The organism is Paenibacillus puerhi, assembly GCF_009846885.1.
Taxonomy (GTDB): Bacteria; Bacillota; Bacilli; order Paenibacillales; family NBRC-103111; genus Paenibacillus_G; species Paenibacillus_G puerhi.
The window spans coordinates 14,266-29,570 of the sequence record NZ_WUWM01000003.1 but is presented as its reverse complement, the minus strand read 5'-3'; the positions used below and the strand labels follow the sequence as shown (position 1 = coordinate 29,570).

Below are 15,305 nucleotides of genomic sequence, written 5' to 3'. Positions count from 1 at the left end.
TGCCCTCCAACTAAAAGGTCTAGCGAAAAATTGCTCGCGAATTCTTAATCAGTTTCTCCACTCGCTTTCGTTTTGTATCTTTTTCAATATCGTCTAGCCGTGAGAATAGTGTCTCTATGAAAAATTCTTTATTTTTATCGTTAACGATGGGTATTGCATTCTCCGCATACATGGGAAGTTGATTTGTCGGACAGCTCTTAAGCTGTTCGATGAGTAAGGCGAATGCATGATCAGCATAATGTTTGATTGAACAAAGCTTAATCAGGATGTTTACACCGTGATCTCTGGTGATTACCGATCCTTTGCCAGCAATATCTACAATTTTTGCAAGCGCTGAATAAATGGCTTCCGGCTTTTCAAGCGTTATCGTATCTAATGCTGTCATTGCCCCCCATACAAGTCGATTGTTCCCATGATCAAGCAATGCTACGAACTCTTTGCTATATTCAGCAATTAAAGTCGGGTTAAGTTCTCCGACTTCATAAAGAACTTTAATGCAATCGCTTTGAATGTTCTTGTCTCTGTTATACAAGTTGTCAACAAGTTCCTTCACGGCCATTCTATCATCCCGGTTGGCAATATATGTTGCCAGTTCCTGATTAGGACCTTCGTCTCTGCGGTTGAGTGAGGTTGCTAGTTTGTCAATTATGGTCATTTGTTTTCTCCTTCCTAATTTAGCTATAACCATAAAAAACAGTTTGACCCACACAAAGAAAGCAGGTATATACACAGCATATGGATTAGCAACGGGAAATTTAGTACTGTCACATCTCATTTCATACCATCAATATTAGGCACTCCACATGAGTAGAGTGTGTATATTTACTCCCAATAATCAGATTTAGCCTTGCAGCTTCTTCTGCTTTACCACTATTTATGATACACCTCGCCCTACATCAGCTTAAAGCCGCCGACCACACTGCGGACCTCTTCCTTGTCGGCAGGAGGGAGGACGACGACCGTCAGCGAACCGCTTGGAATTTCCGTATGGCCGGCGTCGCGGATGGCCAGGTAGCCCTCAACCTTGCTGAGCCGGAGAAGGTCGGCCTCGGTGCCGCGCAGCACGATTTTCTTCTGTCCGGCGTTCAGCCAGGCTTGAAAGGTCGCGTGCGACGACTTGTCATTGAGCAGACAGTGCAGCGTCATCGTCGTGGCCGCATGAGCGACCTGGGCGGCCATCTTGCCTGAAGACATGCCAAGCTCGCTGTTGACAATAAAGTATTGCACGATATCCCGGGTTGGTGCGGTCATAGGAATTGGCCCCTTTGCTAAAGAGAGACGGATGCCCCCTGTTGGATTGGTTTGAAATCGAATAATCGAGTCTTACTCCTCGTCCGAGGGCTTCTGCTCATACCATTTGGCTGCCCACAGTTTCATTTCTTTCAGAATCTGATGCAGGTCTTCACCCTTGGGCGTAAGCTTATATTCAACGGTAACCGGAACGGTAGCGAAGGCCGTACGTTCGAGGACGCCATGCACCTCCAGATGCCGCAAGGTATCGGACAAGGATTTGGGGCTGATCGTGGCAAGCTTCCGCTGCAGCTCGCCGAACCGTCTTTTGCCGTTAAACAGTTCCTTCAGCACCAGGAAGGACCACTTGCCGCCGACAACGTCGAGCGCCTTTTCTATGGAGCATTCAATATGGACAGGCTCTTGTGGCACGTAAGGGTTCGGAATATCAGAATACATTCGATTGTTGGATTCGGAAACAGTCATGACCAATCTTCCTTTCCAGTAGATTTGGAGCTGTACATCAGCAGGTGATCAAGTAACCTTGAGGTAAGTATATCTAGTATTCGTAATAAGATCAAAATGATTTCACTACTTTCCATAGACTAAGAAGGGAAGTAGAATGGACAGGAGATCCTGCAAGGAGCAGCAAGTAAGGGTCATGGAAGAGGAGGACGAGGAAATGAACTATAGACGAGTAGGGGCAAGCGGACTTAAGGTGAGCGAAATCGGGCTGGGCAGCTGGCTGACTTATGGAACGGCGGCCGAGATCGAGGTGGCTCAGGCTTGCGTAGCCGAGGCATTTGAATCGGGCATTACCTTTTTCGATACGGCCAATGCCTATAACCGGGGAGAGGGCGAGCGCGCGCTCGGGGCCGCCTTAAAGCCATATTCCCGTTCGAGCTATGTGCTGTCGACGAAAGTATTTTTCCCGATGGGGGACGGTCCGAACGATCGAGGATTATCGAGAAAGCATATTATGGAGCAGTGCGAAGCAAGCCTCAAGCGGCTGGGGACCGATTATGTCGATATATATTTCTGTCATCGTTTCGACCCGGAGACCCCGGTGGAAGAAACCCTGCGCGCACTCGACGATCTGGTAAGCCAGGGCAAGGTGCTGTATGCGGCTGTCAGCGAATGGAGCGCGGTCCAGCTGGCGGAAGCGGCGGCCGCCGGCAGAAGGCTGGGGCTGCGTCCGCTGATCTCCAATCAGCCGATCTATAATATGTTCGAGCGGTATATCGAGCAGGAGATTTTGCCGCTCGGCGACCGTGAAGGCATCGGCCAGATCGTATTCTCGCCGCTTGCACAGGGTGTGCTGACAGGGAAATACAAGCCGGGGCAGCAGCCTCCGCCGGACAGCCGGGCTAGCAATGCTAAGCTGAACCATGTGATCAACAGCTATCTCCGCGACGACGTGCTGCAAAGCGTCCAGGAGCTGGAAGACTTGGCTGCGCAGGCAGGCATGACCTTGTCCCAGCTGGCCTTGGCCTGGGTGCTGCGTCACCCGGGCGTGAGCTCGGCCCTGATCGGAGCGACCCGCCCGTCCCAGATCAAGGAGAATGTGAAGGCGGCAGAGGTTAAACTCGACGCCGATCTGCTGGAGGCTGTGGAGACGGTCCTCCAACGGGTCAAGGACTTTGCCCCGCTTCGCTAGTTAGCGCAGTGGGAGGAGCGGGAGCGTGCCTTCGCCTGCAAGCAGCGGCTGACGCTTCACGTAGCATCGACCTGCCAACGAATAAACCCTCCCGGCTGCCCGGGAGGGTTATTGGTCAATCAAGCATGATGCCGATAAGCGGAATGCAGGGTCGGCCCGACAAACCGGTTAATCGGAAAGCCGTATTGAATCGCCTTGGTAATGAATGCCTTGGCCGTACCGACGGCTTCCCGTATACTTGCGCCTTTCGCTAGCTCGGCCGCGATCGCGGCGGAGTACGTGCAGCCAGCCCCGTGCGTATATCCCGTAGTGAGTCTGTCTTCCTCGAACAGCTCGTAGCTGCTTCCATCGTAGAGCAGGTCCACGGCGGTCGGATATTCCAGCTTGGCGCCGCCCTTGATGAGCACGTAGCGAACCCCAGTCTCATGAATCAGCTTGGCGGCTTCCTTCATGTCGTCCAGCGTAGCGATCGGAGGGCGGCCGGATAGTTGGGCGGCTTCGAACAAATTCGGCGTCACGATATCCGTCACGGGCAGCAGCAGCTCGCGCATAGCGCTTCCCGTCTCGGGATGCAGCGCCTCGTCGTTGCCCTTGCAGATCATGACCGGATCGACGACAACGTTCGGAAGCTTGCGGCTGCGGATCGTCTCGGACACCAGCTCGATCAGCTCGACGGAACCGAGCATGCCGGTTTTGACCGCATCGATCCCTATTCCGTCAAGTACCGTATGAAGCTGCTCCTGAACAGTCGCAAGCGGGATGGGATGGACGCCGTGCGACCAGCCGTTGTCCGGGTCCATCGTCACGATGGTGGTCAGAGCGGTCATGCCGTATACGTCCCGTTCCTGGAAGGTCTTCAGGTCTGCTTGTATGCCTGCGCCTCCGCTTGTATCGGAGCCGGCTATAGTCAATGCTTTGCGTATGGTCATCTTTGGGTTTCCTCCACCTCATAAAATCAGTCAAGCTTCGAAAGCTTTCATCATTATAGCATAATCCCCCGCTTTCGGAATCGGGGAGTTTTCGTGGTACACTGGTGAAAGAAGCTTTACCATTTCTCGATGAGGAGATAACGCCATGCTGTTTATCGACAACCGCAATATCCATGATCCGTCTCTCAATCTGGCGCTGGAAGAATATGCGCTCCGCCACCTGCCGGCCGAGCACGACTATCTGTTGTTCTATGTCAATGAACCGTCGATCATTATCGGTAAAAATCAAAATACCGCCGAGGAAATCAATCGTGACTACGTGGAGCGCAACGGCATCCATGTAGTTCGCCGCTTGTCCGGCGGCGGGGCCGTGTATCACGACCTCGGGAACTTGAACTTCAGCTTTATCACACGGGATGACGGCGCTTCGTTCCATAATTACCGGAAATTTACCGAGCCGGTGATCGCAGCGCTGCATAAGCTAGGGGTCGCCGCAGAGCTGACCGGACGCAACGATATTCAGGTCGGCGAACGGAAAATTTCCGGCAATGCCCAGTTCGCCACCCGTGGCCGCATGTTCACGCACGGAACGCTGTTGTTCGATTCGCAGATGGAGAACGTGGCCTCGGCTTTGAACGTGAATCCCGAGAAGATGAAGTCGAAGGGCGTGAAGTCCGTCCGCAGTCGCGTCGCCAATATTAAGGAATTCCTTGCGGAACCGCTGAGCTTGGAGCAGTTCAAGGCTCATCTGCTTGCATCCATTTTCGCTGGGGAAGCCGTGAGTCAGTATGAGCTGACAGATGCGGATTGGGAGGCCGTCCGTCAACTGGCGGATACGAGATACCGGACGTGGGAATGGAATTACGGCATTTCCCCCGCGTTCAATGTCCAGCATACGAAAAGACTGGCAGCAGGCACCTTCGATATCCGTCTGCTGGTGGAATCGGGGATCATTCGCGAAGCGGCGGTATATGGAGATTTCTTCGGACAGCGCGATGCTTCCGAGTTTATGGACAAGCTGATCGGGGTCCGCTTTGAAACGCAAGCGATTGCCGAGGTCCTGCGCCAGTCAGAGCTTCAGGTATATTTTGGTCCGGTGACGACGGAAGAATGGCTGGATCTGCTGATGGGCTGACAGAACGGTAAGGGCCTGCCCCTGCATTGATGTCAATTTGACAAAAACAAGGAGATGTATTGACATCTCTCCCCAGCTCCCTATATACTTCCATTTAACCGAGTGGAATTATCGGATTATACAGGTGAGTTGAGGAAAGGATGAACGATGCCATGGCCAAGATAGCCGTTATTTCAGGCAGCCCCACGGAGACGTCCCGGCTAAACGGACTGCTCCAGGCGGTACGCGCACGGATAGAGGGAGAGGGCTGGGACTACAAGGAGATTCAGGTCAGGCTGCTCCCTCCCGAGGATCTGATCTACACCCGGTTCGACAGTCCGTCTATCGTGGAAGCGAACCGGATTGTAGCTGAAGCGGATGCCGTCATCGTCGCTACTCCGATCTATAAAGCTTCGTATACCGGGGTGCTGAAAACCTTCCTGGACCTGATTCCCCAAAAAGGCTTGGCGGGCAAGATCGTGCTTCCGCTTGCGCTTGGCGGCACCATCGCCCATCTGCTCGCCATCGATTATGCGCTGAGGCCCGTGCTCTCCGCGCTGGGCAGCCAGCATATCCGCGGCGGGGTGTATGCGCTGGACGCTCAGGTATCCCGGCTGGAGGGAGGCGGCTTCGTTCTAGAGGAGGAACTGCTGGATCGTCTGGAGCTGGCTGCCGCGGACTTGGTCCGCGAGATCAGGAAGAGCGCGAATGAACAGCAGTCGCTAGTGGCCAACTGAGGAACGCGAGGTCGACCGGAATAACCGGAGACGCTTCGGCTTGCATGCGGACGTAAAGCTTCGCAGACAGGACCGGGCGTCTCTTTTTTTAGTCCCTTCATCGAAAAGGCTCCGGCAGGAGCTTTTCTTCATTGTATCGCTTATGTAGGGGGAGGGGGAGTCAGATGAACATAGAGAACATGGAGGCCTTCGTATACGTCATCCATTTCAATAGCTTTCACAAGGCGGCGGATGCGCTGTTTGTCTCGCAGCCGTCGATATCGGCCCGCATCCAGTCGCTGGAGCGGGAACTGGACGCCAAGCTGTTCGAGCGGGAAGGCCGGCATTTCAGGCTAACCGGGAAGGGAGAGCAGTTTTTGCCGTATGCCCGCCAGATTCTGCAGTCTTATAAGAAGGGCAAGCAGCAGCTCAGGCAGATGAATGCAGCCTCCGATGAGCTGCGACTGGGCTGCACCGTATCCGCCTCCACGTATATCCTCCCGGAGCTGCTGCCCGCCTTCAGCCGCAAATACCGCGAGGTGTCCGTCAAGCTGGAGACCGCCTCCAGCGAGGCGATTCTGGAGAGGCTGCTGGCCAGGGAGCTCGATGTCGGGCTGGTACGCAATATTTCGCATCCCGATGTGGATGCGGTCAGGCTGTATGAGGACCCCATCCGGCTGTTCGTTAATGCGGGTCATCCGTTTGCCGGTCAAAGCGGGCTGACGATAGAGGAGATCGGCCGTCAGCCGCTCGTGTTCTTCCAGTGCGGCTCGCTGGATTGGATGAAAATTCATCGGCTATTCGAGACGCTCGACCGGCCTCCGAGCATTGCGATGCAGATGGATAATCTGGAGACAGCGAAGAAGCTGGTGCTGAAGGGGATGGGGATCAGCTTTCTACCGGAGCTGTGCGCTCGTCAGGAGATGCAGGAGGGCAGGCTGATTCCCATCGACCTTCCCGCTTTATCAGGCCTGTCTTTACGTACGGAAATCGTGACGCTGAAGGGTGAGAGCGCTGGCCCTCGAGACCGGTTTCTTGAGCTGTGCCGCGAGGTTGACTTGCGAGCCGGCCATATCTAATGCGGGATATATTCAAGCCCAAGGCAAGCGATGCTTAGATAGAAACCTTCAATCGCTTTATAGAAAAACCTGATTCAAGCTTGTAGCTCGAATATCCTGGTGATAGAGTAAAAGCATGTTTTAAAACCGACAAAACACATAGGAAAAATTAAAATTAATATCCGATAAAGGAGTGGCGTTCATGGGACTAAAGCTTAGCATCCTGGACCAAACGGTAATCGGCAAGCACGAGACGGCGTCGGCTGCCTTTCGTCATACGCTAGAGCTCGCTCAAAGGGCCGAGCAGCTCGGGTACTACCGTTTTTGGGTGTCGGAGCATCACGATACGCTTGAGGTTGCAGGCTCTTCCCCCGAGGTGCTGATCGCTCATCTGCTGGCAAAAACCGAGCACATCCGTATTGGCTCCGGCGGGGTGATGCTGCAGCATTACAGTCCTTATAAAGTGGCTGAAAATTTTAATGTGCTGTCCGCGCTCGCTCCGGGACGCGTCGATCTTGGCATCGGCCGCGCCCCGGGCGGGCTGCCCCGTTCGACCCGTGCGCTGCAGCAGTCGAAGCCGGGCGAAGCCCCGCGTACGCTGGCGGAGAAGCTGACCGAGCTGCAGCAGCATCTAGCGGGCTCCCTTCCGGAGGAGCACCCGCTGCACGGAGTGCGTGCGACGCCTCTGACGGAGGCCCCGGCCCCCTTGTATCTGCTGGGCGCGAGCAGCTCCAGCGCCGGATTGGCTGCAGAGCTCGGCATACCTTATGTGTTCGCCCAGTTTATCAATGGCGACGAGGAGGCAGCCGATCAGGCGCTGGGCACGTACCGCGATCAGTTCAGGCAGACGGCGGAGGGCCTTCCGGCGCCTCAAGCGATACTGGCTGTCTCGGTGATCGTAGCCGAAACCGATGAAGCGGCTCGCGCGCTGGCGGCGGATGTGAAAAGTGTCAAGATTCATCTGGAAAGCGGACGGACCATTACGGTGAAGACTTTGGAGCACGCGGAGGAGTTCGGACGGCAGACGGAGGAGAAGTTTACGATCGAAGTGAAGGAAGCCAGGATCGTACATGGTTCGAAGGCGACCGTCCGCGCCAAGCTGATCGGGCTGGCCGAAAGCTACGGGCTGGAGGAACTGATTGTGACGGCGCCGGTACCGAGGTTCGAGGACCGTCTGCGGGTCTTTGAGCTGTTGCAGGAGGCGTTCGCCGAACAGACGGTATAACCGTCCGCCGGGCGGACCGGAGCGTTCCGAAGGAACTTATCAAAGACAAGAGAGAGGCGGATCCCTATGACTCAATCCAGAAAGCTGAAGCTGGGCGCTATCATTCACGGAGTCGGCAGCAGTATGTCGGCTTGGCGGCACCCCGATATTTTGTCCGATGCGAGCATCAATATCGGCTATTACAAGCAGCAGGCGCAGAAAGCCGAGGAAGGCAGATTCGATCTCGTCTTCATTGCCGACGGCCTGTTTATAAATGAAAAGTCGATTCCGCATTTCCTCAATCGGTTCGAGCCCGTCACGATTCTGTCGGCGCTTGCCGCAGTGACAACCCGGATCGGGCTTGTAGGAACCTTGTCCACTTCCTATAGCGAACCGTTTACCGTCGCCAGGCAGTTCGCTTCGCTGGATCATATCAGCGGAGGGCGGGCCGGGTGGAATGTGGTCACTTCGCCGCTTGAGGGCTCGGCGCTGAATTTCGGCAAGCGAGAGCATCCTTCGCATGATCAGCGCTACCGGATCGCCGAAGAATATTTGGAAGTGGCCAAAGGACTGTGGGATTCGTGGGAAGATGACGCTTTCCCGCGCGACAAGGAATCAGGCGTGTTCTTCGATCCGGCTAAGCTGCACAGGCTGGATCATAAGGGAGAGTATTTCTCCGTGCAGGGGCCGCTCAACATCGCGCGGTCCCGCCAAGGTCACCCTGTCGTCTTTCAGGCGGGCTCCTCGGACAGCGGGCGGACGCTGGCAGCGAAGACGGCGGATGCCGTGTTCACGGGCCACGAGACGATTGAGGAAGCCAAGAGCTTCTACCGGGACGTGAAGCAGCGCGCTGTTCAGTACGGCCGGGCTGCAAGCGATGTGCTGATCTTCCCCGGCATCGATCCGATTGTCGGACGCACCCGGGAGGAGGCGGAGCGCAAATACCGGGAAATTACCGATCTGATCAGCCCTGAGACGGCGCTCAAGTACTTGGGCCGGTTCTTCGATCATCATGATTTTTCCGTTTACCCGCTGGATGAGCCGTTTCCCGAGCTGGGGGATATCGGATCGAACAGCTTCCGCAGCAGCACTGACAAGATCAAGCGGAAGGCGAAGGAAGAGGGGCTGACCCTGCGGCAGGTAGCGCTTCGGACAGCCGCTCCGCGAGACAGCTTCATCGGCTCGGCCGAGGAGGTCGCCGATCAGGTGCAGCAGTGGTTCGAGGAGGGGGCAGCCGACGGCTTCATCATTCATTCGAGCGTTCCCCGCGGATTGGACGATTTCGTCGAGCTGGTCGTGCCGATCCTGCAGGAGCGGGGCTTGTTCCGTTCCGAATATGAGCACGATACGCTGAGGGGCAATCTGGGACTGACCAAGCCGGCCAATCGGTATACGTTGGCTCGCGAACAGGCTCAAGCGGCGTCAGCTGCGGCGCAAAGCGTGGAAGTCGAGGTGGCCGCCAGTCTAGACCCGGGAGACGGACGGCCGGAGCAGGAAACCGTGCAAGGCCATGTCAGCCCGGTGTCATAAGCCGCAATCGGAACAGCGGGGCGATACGATTACATGAATGGAGAGAATTTCTATGAATAGACGGCTTGTTCCTTTATCCGCTTTGACCATGGCTTTGGTTATCTTCCTCGCCGGCTGTGGAGGGGAGGCCAAACCGCCGGCGGCGACCGGCGCGGACTCACCGTCCGCTGCCGGAGCGCCTGTCCAGGGCGGCGAATTTAGTTATGCGCTGGCAGGCTCGCCCAGCGGGCTCGATCCGAACGTGGTACCGGCTGCGGTCGATTACCGCGTCATGCGTTCCATTTACGACAGTCTGGTCGTCCAGCTGCCGGATAAGTCGATCAAGCCGTGGCTCGCAACGGAATGGACTGTATCTCCCGATGGAAAAAGCTATACCTTCAAGCTGCGCAATGACGTATTGTTTCACGACGGCACGCCGTTCAATGCCGCAGCGGTCAAGTATAATTTTGACCGGATCGTCAACCCGGCGACCAAGTCCAAGTTTGCGGTCACGCTGCTCGGACCTTACGAGTCGTCGGAGATCGTGGACGAATATACGGTCAAGGTGAATCTGAAGTCGCCGTATGCAGCATTCCTGAGCAGCCTTGGGCAGGCATTCCTCGGGATCGTCTCGCCTGCGGCAGCCGAGAAGCACAAGGATCAGCTGGTCAAAAATCCGGTCGGCACCGGCGCGTTCAAATTCGTCAGCTGGGTCGAGAACTCGGCTATCACGCTGGAGCGCAACCCCGATTACAAATGGGGCCCGCTCATAGCCGACAACAAAGGACCGGCTTATCTGGATAAGCTGGTGTTCAAGATCATCCCGGAGGAAGCGACAAGGATCGGCAGCGTGCAGAGCGGTCAGGTATCGGCCGTCGAGACGGTTCCGCCGCAAAACCTCGTTTCTCTCAAAGGAGACCCCGCTATCAAGCTGCTCCAGGCCGAGGCGACCGGTATCCCGTTTACCCTGATGCTGAATCAGTCGCACGAGCCTTGGAATGAGCTTAACGCACGCAAGGCCGTCCAGTATGCGATCGATCTGGATGCGATCGTGAAGACGCTGTATCTGGGCACCTATCAGCGAGCCTGGTCGCCGCTCAGCCCCGCGATGCTCGGCTACAACGCGTCGCTGGAGAATGCAATCAAGCCGGATACGGCGAAGGCGAACCAGCTGCTTGATGAGCTTGGCTGGGCGCGGGGGGCGGACGGCATCCGTGCGAAGGACGGCAAGAAGCTGACGCTGCAGTATATCGACGGCTCGCCCAACCGCGAGAAGCGCAACGATATCGCAGCGATGATCCAGCAGCAGCTGAAGCAGGTCGGCATCCAGGTCCATGTCGAGATTTTGGCCGATACGACGACGGCGGTGATGGTGAAGGGGGCGAACGATCTGTACGGCGTGAGCAACGTTTCGGGCGATCCTGATATTCTGCGCAGCTTCTTCCATACGAACGCGATCCCGACGCCGGAGAAATGGGGCCATAACCACACGCGCAAGTCCGACAAGCAGCTCGATCAATGGCTGGAGGAGGGGCTACGCGAGCAGGACCCTGCCAAGCGGGCGGATATTTACAAGAAGGTGCAGGCCTACGTGGTCGAAAATGCCTACGGGTTCCCCGTCTATGTATTCCCCTACACGGTTGCTGCCGGTAAGGCGGTTCAAGGCTTGAAGTTCGACTCGCTCGGTTATCCGCTCTTCTATGACGTAAGCCTGGCGAAATAAGACACGAAGGAGCGGATCGGCATGACCGGCGTCCTGGTTCAAAGATTGCTTTCCTCGGCGGTTGCGCTTGTCGGCGCACTGGTGCTCGTCTTTTTTATCCTATACCTGCTGCCCGGCGATCCGGTGCTGCTTATGCTGGCGGGTACTCCGGCCTCGCCCGAGGCGATTGCCAATCTCCGTCATCAGCTGGGACTAGATCAACCGCTTGGCGTACAGTTCGGACGGTATATGCTGGATATGCTGCGCGGGGATTTGGGCAAATCTCTAGTTAGCGACGACCCCGTCCTGCCGAAAATTCTCTCCCAGTTCCCCTCCACGGCGATCCTAACGCTGGCCAGCACGGCTATCGCCGTGGTGATCGGGATCGTGCTGGGCGTCCTGTCCGCGATCCATCGGGGCGGCGTTCTGGATGTGGCGGCCAGACTGGTCAGTCTGTTCGGCATCTCGATGCCGACCTTCTGGTCGGGTATTCTGCTCATCCTCATCTTCTCGGTTCAGCTCCGCGCACTCCCTTCGGTGGGCTCGGAGGGCTGGCGCACGCTTGTGCTCCCGGCCTTGGCGCTGGGGACAGTGGGGGCCGGATACATCGTCAGGATGGTGCGCAACAGTATGCTGGAGGTTATGAACGAACCGTTTATAGTTACGCTGCGTTCCAAAGGGCTGCCGGAGCGAACGGTCATGTATCGACACGCGCTGCGCAACGCGCTCATTCCCGCGATCACGATGATCGGCATCCAGATCGGCGAGCTGATGGCCGGGGCTGTGGTCGTCGAAACCGTGTTCTCCAGGCAGGGCATCGGACGACTGCTGGCAACGGGCATTATGTCCAAGGACATCCCTGTCGTGCAGGGCGTTGTGCTATTCACCGCCATCGTCTATGTAGGAATCAACCTGCTGGTCGATATCTCGTATTCGGCGATCGATCCGCGGGTTAGACGCTCGGTCTGACGGAGCCGGCCTGGGGCGAGTGGTAGATCGTGCTGATGAAGCAGCTTTCCTTCGGAAAGCTTGGAGCTTATGCTGACGAAGCAGCTTTCCTGCGGAAAGCTTGGAGCCTATGCTTACGAAGTAGCTTTCCTTCGGAAGGCTTGGAGGAGGAAACCCAATGAAAAATACGGTCGCTGCGGAGCAGGGGTGGGGCCGGAGAAGGCTCTACTCCTTGCTTCCGCTCAGGCTGGGAGTGCGGCGGCTTCCAGTCTCGGACGGCTTCTTCTATGCCGCGCTGCTGATCGTGGCCTTGATCGCGGCCTGCGCGGCAGTTCCATCCTGGATCGCTCCCTATGCGCCTACGGATATGCGCACGGATGAAATATTGCGTCCGCCCAGCGCAGGACATTGGCTCGGAACCGATTACTTCGGCCGGGATGTGCTCAGCCTAGTTATTCACGGCAGCCGGGATTCGCTGCTTATCGGGCTGACCTCGGTCATCCTCGGCGGCCTGGCAGGCGGCATCGCCGGCAGCTTGTCAGCCTATGCGGGCGGCGTCACGGACAAAGTGACGATGCGGATTGTCGATGTCCTGATGACGATCCCGAGCCTGCTGCTGGCGCTTGCCATAGCAGCGGCATTGGGACCCAGTCTGTTCAATATCGTATTGGCTGTCAGTATCGCGGCCATCCCGCGGTATGCCCGCGTCATGCGGGGCCAGGTGCTTGCGGTCAAGGGGCGGCCGTATGTAACGGCGGCCCGCTCGATCGGTGCGAGCCATCTGCGTATCTATGTGCGGCATGTGCTGCCCAATTCGCTATCGCCGCTGCTGGTCATGGCGACGATCGGGATCGCCTCGTCCATCCTGGTCGCCAGCTCGCTGAGCTTTCTCGGGCTGGGGGTTTTGAAGGAGGTTCCCGATTGGGGGACGCTGCTGTCGCAAGGGCGAGGCTATATTACGGTGGCCTGGTGGATCGCAACGTTTCCGGGATTAGCCATCACCGTGCTGGTGCTGGCTATCAACTTGGTCGGAGACCGGCTGAGGGATGCGCTTGATCCGAAACGAAGCCGATGGTAAGGAGAATAGTCGTAAGATCCGAGCTCCGCATCGAGCCCCAGGCTGCTGTATACAACCGGAGGTGCTAGCTTATGGCAAAGCCGCTGCTCGACATCGAGCATTTGACCGTTGATTTCAAAACAGACCGAGGAACGCTGACCGCAATATCCGATTTGTCGCTGCAGCTCCACCCAGGAGAGACAGTCTGCCTGGTGGGAGAGTCCGGCAGCGGCAAGACGATCACCTCCAAGGCGATTATGCGACTGATCGACTACGAGAACGGCGTCATTTCCGGAGGGGCGATCCGGCTCGGCGGCGAGGAGCTGACTTCGCTTTCTCAGGAGAAGGTCAGCAAGCTGCGAGGCAAAAAAATGTCGATGGTCTTCCAGGAGCCGATGGCCGCGTTCGATCCGGTTTTTACGATAGGCAGCCAGATCGTCGATGTCATCGTCAGGCATATTCGCATCGGTAGGTCGGACGCGTCCGCTCACGCGGTCAGCTTGCTGCGCCGAGTCGGCATCCCCGAGCCGGAGCTGCGGATGAAGCAGTATCCCGGCGAGCTGTCGGGAGGGATGCTGCAGCGGGCCATGATCGCCATGGCGCTTGCATGCGGGCCCGAGCTGCTGATTGCCGATGAGCCGACGACGGCGCTCGACGTAACGATACAGGCTCAAATCCTCCAACTGCTTCAGGAACTGAAGGAGGAATATGGCATGTCGATTCTGCTTATCACGCATGACCTTGGCGTTGCTGCCGAGATCGCCGATCGCATCGTGGTCATGTATGCCGGCCGGATCGTGGAGCAGGCGCCGGCGCGGGAGCTGTTCCGCCGTCCGCTGCATCCGTATACCCAAGGACTGCTGCAGTCCGTGACGACGCTGGATACCCGGCGGGACTCCAGGCTGTATTCGATCCAAGGGGCTATACCGAGCCTGTCCTCTCTGCCTACGGGATGCCGGTTTCATCCGCGCTGTCCGTCTGCGACTCCGATATGCGCCAGCAGCGTACCGGAGCTGGAGGAGATAGAAGGCAGGCAGGTGGCCTGCTGGCATGCGGGCACGGCCGGAGAGGCGGACGCTGCCGCCAAGGAGAAGAGGGCAGAACAGAAGGGCATCGACGCCGGGTTACCGGGTTCGGCTGATCGAGAAGCGGGATCGGTCGAATCTGCTCTCGTGCAGCGGACGGAAGCGAGGGCAGGCCGTCTCCCTTTATTCGAGGTTAGAGGCTTAAGCAAATATTACCCGGTGAAGGGAGGGCCGCTTGCGCTAGCGCAAGCGCGGAAGGCGATACGGGCCGTTGACGACGTATCCTTCTTCATCGAGGAAGGGGAGACATTCGGCTTGGTCGGCGAGTCGGGCAGCGGCAAGTCCACGCTTGGCCGTGTTCTGCTGCAGCTGGAGCCCGCTACGGCAGGGCAGGTGTTTTTCCGCGGGCAGGAGCTGTCCGCCAGGAACGGAAAGATGCTGCGTGATGCCCGGAGGGATATGCAGATCATCTTTCAGGACCCGTATGGCTCGCTCAATCCGCGCTGGAGGATAGGCGATATTATCGGAGAGCCGCTGGACGTGCATGAGAAGCTGACGGCCCGGGAGAAGCGTCTGCGCGTAGAGGAGCTGCTGGCCGACGTCGGCCTGGACCCCGCGCTGTATGGGCGCTATCCGCATGAATTCTCCGGCGGTCAGCGTCAGCGTATCGGGATCGCTCGCGCGATCGCACTGCGGCCCCGATTTATTCTGGCCGACGAGGCGGTCTCTGCGCTCGACGTGTCCGTACAGGCGCAGATCGTCAATCTGCTCCAGGACCTGCAGCAGCGGCTCGGTCTGACTTATTTGTTCATCGCGCACGGGCTGAATATTGTGCGCCATATTTCGGACCGCATCGGGGTGATGTACCTGGGCAAGCTGGTGGAGATCGCTCCAAGCGAGGAGCTATTCCGCCGTCCGGCCCATCCTTATACAAGGGCCTTGATCGCTTCGATCCCGCAGTCTGATCCCGAACGGCGGCGAGCGCGCATCTCCCTGCCGGGCGAGATTCCGTCCCCGGCGAATCCGCCTTCAGGCTGCCGGTTTCATACCCGCTGCCCGGCTGCCGGGCCCCGATGCCGGGAGGAGCAGCCGGCCTGGCACGAGATCGGCCAAGGACATTGGGCCGCGTGCCACTATCCCCTATAAGCAAGGAGGC

At 57.5% G+C, this 15,305-nt stretch carries 14 protein-coding genes; 10 read left to right on the top strand and 4 right to left on the bottom strand.

What is annotated here, in order from left to right; genetic code table 11:
• Nucleotides 1-19 precede the first annotated feature (19 nt).
• The 3 genes from GSF01_RS03580 to GSF01_RS03570 all read right to left on the bottom strand — a co-directional run bounded on the left by GSF01_RS03580 (nucleotide 20) and on the right by GSF01_RS03570 (nucleotide 1,689).
• Entirely contained in the window at nucleotides 20-655 is a 636-nt protein-coding gene (locus tag GSF01_RS03580; protein ID WP_159881662.1) for a hypothetical protein, read from the bottom strand.
• 236 nt (nucleotides 656-891) lie between these two features.
• The gene (locus GSF01_RS03575) at nucleotides 892-1,251 is read right to left on the bottom strand and encodes an aminoacyl-tRNA hydrolase (RefSeq protein WP_159881661.1); all 360 of its coding nucleotides are present in this window, start codon (nucleotides 1,249-1,251) and stop codon (nucleotides 892-894) included.
• 72 nt (nucleotides 1,252-1,323) lie between these two features.
• The gene (locus tag GSF01_RS03570; protein WP_407945740.1) at nucleotides 1,324-1,689 is read right to left on the bottom strand and encodes a winged helix-turn-helix transcriptional regulator; all 366 of its coding nucleotides are present in this window, start codon (nucleotides 1,687-1,689) and stop codon (nucleotides 1,324-1,326) included.
• 223 nt (nucleotides 1,690-1,912) lie between these two features.
• Between GSF01_RS03570 and GSF01_RS03565 the strand changes: the two genes are divergently transcribed.
• Entirely contained in the window at nucleotides 1,913-2,887 is a 975-nt protein-coding gene (locus tag GSF01_RS03565; RefSeq protein ID WP_159881659.1) for an aldo/keto reductase family protein, read from the top strand.
• Nucleotides 2,888-3,006: 119 nt separating this feature from the next.
• On the opposite strand, the gene pdxK is transcribed toward GSF01_RS03565, so the two are convergent.
• Complete coding sequence (pdxK, locus tag GSF01_RS03560) at nucleotides 3,007-3,816, bottom strand: pyridoxine/pyridoxal/pyridoxamine kinase (protein WP_159881658.1); 810 nt, start codon at nucleotides 3,814-3,816, stop codon at nucleotides 3,007-3,009.
• 145 nt (nucleotides 3,817-3,961) lie between these two features.
• Here pdxK and GSF01_RS03555 point away from each other — a divergent pair, with 145 nt between their 5' ends.
• The 9 genes from GSF01_RS03555 (at nucleotide 3,962) to GSF01_RS03515 (ending at nucleotide 15,295) form a co-directional block, all read left to right on the top strand.
• The gene (locus GSF01_RS03555; protein WP_159881657.1) at nucleotides 3,962-4,951 is read left to right on the top strand and encodes a lipoate--protein ligase; all 990 of its coding nucleotides are present in this window, start codon (nucleotides 3,962-3,964) and stop codon (nucleotides 4,949-4,951) included.
• Between the two features lie 152 nt (nucleotides 4,952-5,103).
• Entirely contained in the window at nucleotides 5,104-5,667 is a 564-nt protein-coding gene (gene ssuE / locus GSF01_RS03550; protein WP_159881656.1) for an NADPH-dependent FMN reductase, read from the top strand.
• Between the two features lie 164 nt (nucleotides 5,668-5,831).
• Nucleotides 5,832-6,725, top strand: a complete 894-nt coding sequence (locus tag GSF01_RS03545) for a LysR family transcriptional regulator (protein ID WP_159881655.1) — start codon at nucleotides 5,832-5,834, stop codon at nucleotides 6,723-6,725.
• A gap of 181 nt (nucleotides 6,726-6,906) precedes the next feature.
• Nucleotides 6,907-7,929 carry an LLM class flavin-dependent oxidoreductase gene (locus GSF01_RS03540; protein ID WP_159881654.1) on the top strand — a complete coding sequence of 341 codons (1,023 nt, stop codon included), beginning with the start codon at nucleotides 6,907-6,909 and terminating at the stop codon, nucleotides 7,927-7,929.
• 66 nt (nucleotides 7,930-7,995) lie between these two features.
• Nucleotides 7,996-9,438, top strand: a complete 1,443-nt coding sequence (locus tag GSF01_RS03535; protein ID WP_159881653.1) for an LLM class flavin-dependent oxidoreductase — start codon at nucleotides 7,996-7,998, stop codon at nucleotides 9,436-9,438.
• 52 nt (nucleotides 9,439-9,490) lie between these two features.
• On the top strand, nucleotides 9,491-11,140 hold the full coding sequence (locus GSF01_RS03530) for an ABC transporter substrate-binding protein (RefSeq protein WP_159881652.1): 1,650 nt from the start codon (nucleotides 9,491-9,493) through the stop codon (nucleotides 11,138-11,140).
• Between the two features lie 21 nt (nucleotides 11,141-11,161).
• Complete coding sequence (locus GSF01_RS03525; protein WP_159881651.1) at nucleotides 11,162-12,088, top strand: ABC transporter permease; 927 nt, start codon at nucleotides 11,162-11,164, stop codon at nucleotides 12,086-12,088.
• A gap of 157 nt (nucleotides 12,089-12,245) precedes the next feature.
• Entirely contained in the window at nucleotides 12,246-13,145 is a 900-nt protein-coding gene (locus GSF01_RS03520) for an ABC transporter permease (RefSeq protein WP_159881650.1), read from the top strand.
• A gap of 71 nt (nucleotides 13,146-13,216) precedes the next feature.
• Nucleotides 13,217-15,295: a dipeptide ABC transporter ATP-binding protein gene (locus GSF01_RS03515; RefSeq protein WP_159881649.1), complete on the top strand. Its 2,079-nt coding sequence runs from the start codon at nucleotides 13,217-13,219 to the stop codon at nucleotides 15,293-15,295.
• The last annotated feature ends 10 nt before the right edge of the window (nucleotides 15,296-15,305 follow it).

What these genes read in the sequence shown, in the direction of transcription:
- GSF01_RS03580 (WP_159881662.1), bottom strand. Translation starts at nt 655, where the DNA reads ATGACCATAATTGACAAACTAGCAACCTCACTCAACCGCAGAGACGAA.
- GSF01_RS03575 (WP_159881661.1), bottom strand. Translation starts at nt 1,251, where the DNA reads ATGACCGCACCAACCCGGGATATCGTGCAATACTTTATTGTCAACAGC.
- GSF01_RS03570 (WP_407945740.1), bottom strand. Translation starts at nt 1,689, where the DNA reads ATGTATTCTGATATTCCGAACCCTTACGTGCCACAAGAGCCTGTCCAT.
- GSF01_RS03565 (WP_159881659.1), top strand. Translation starts at nt 1,913, where the DNA reads ATGAACTATAGACGAGTAGGGGCAAGCGGACTTAAGGTGAGCGAAATC.
- pdxK (WP_159881658.1), bottom strand. Translation starts at nt 3,816, where the DNA reads ATGACCATACGCAAAGCATTGACTATAGCCGGCTCCGATACAAGCGGA.
- GSF01_RS03555 (WP_159881657.1), top strand. Translation starts at nt 3,962, where the DNA reads ATGCTGTTTATCGACAACCGCAATATCCATGATCCGTCTCTCAATCTG.
- ssuE (WP_159881656.1), top strand. Translation starts at nt 5,104, where the DNA reads ATGGCCAAGATAGCCGTTATTTCAGGCAGCCCCACGGAGACGTCCCGG.
- GSF01_RS03545 (WP_159881655.1), top strand. Translation starts at nt 5,832, where the DNA reads ATGAACATAGAGAACATGGAGGCCTTCGTATACGTCATCCATTTCAAT.
- GSF01_RS03540 (WP_159881654.1), top strand. Translation starts at nt 6,907, where the DNA reads ATGGGACTAAAGCTTAGCATCCTGGACCAAACGGTAATCGGCAAGCAC.
- GSF01_RS03535 (WP_159881653.1), top strand. Translation starts at nt 7,996, where the DNA reads ATGACTCAATCCAGAAAGCTGAAGCTGGGCGCTATCATTCACGGAGTC.
- GSF01_RS03530 (WP_159881652.1), top strand. Translation starts at nt 9,491, where the DNA reads ATGAATAGACGGCTTGTTCCTTTATCCGCTTTGACCATGGCTTTGGTT.
- GSF01_RS03525 (WP_159881651.1), top strand. Translation starts at nt 11,162, where the DNA reads ATGACCGGCGTCCTGGTTCAAAGATTGCTTTCCTCGGCGGTTGCGCTT.
- GSF01_RS03520 (WP_159881650.1), top strand. Translation starts at nt 12,246, where the DNA reads ATGAAAAATACGGTCGCTGCGGAGCAGGGGTGGGGCCGGAGAAGGCTC.
- GSF01_RS03515 (WP_159881649.1), top strand. Translation starts at nt 13,217, where the DNA reads ATGGCAAAGCCGCTGCTCGACATCGAGCATTTGACCGTTGATTTCAAA.